Genomic DNA, 311 nt, shown 5'->3' on the forward strand with positions numbered 1-311 from the left:
TCCTTTAGCAATGCAGCGTTTAAAAGAAGCAGCAGAAAAAGCTAAATGTGAACTTTCTTCAGCACAACAAACGGATGTTAACTTACCTTACATCACTGCTGATGGTTCAGGTCCTAAGCACATGAACATCAAAGTGACTCGTGCTAAGTTAGAATCACTAGTTGAAGATATGGTTAAAGCAACATTAGAGCCGCTTAAACAAGCGCTTAAAGATGCAGACTTATCAGTAAGCAAGATTGATGATGTTATTTTAGTTGGTGGTCAATCTCGTATGCCGTCTTCTGCTTGAAAAAAAAAATTTGCCTTTTTTG

1 pseudogene is annotated in these 311 nt (G+C 37.6%); it reads left to right on the top strand.

Annotated elements, in window-relative coordinates:
- Positions 1–277: pseudogene (locus MTCD1_RS23550) on the top strand (Hsp70 family protein); the annotation flags it as partial.
- Positions 278–311 lie beyond the last annotated feature (34 nt).

The sequence above is a fragment of the Colwellia marinimaniae genome (assembly GCF_002207865.1).
Lineage (GTDB): Bacteria > Pseudomonadota > Gammaproteobacteria > Enterobacterales > Alteromonadaceae > Colwellia > Colwellia marinimaniae.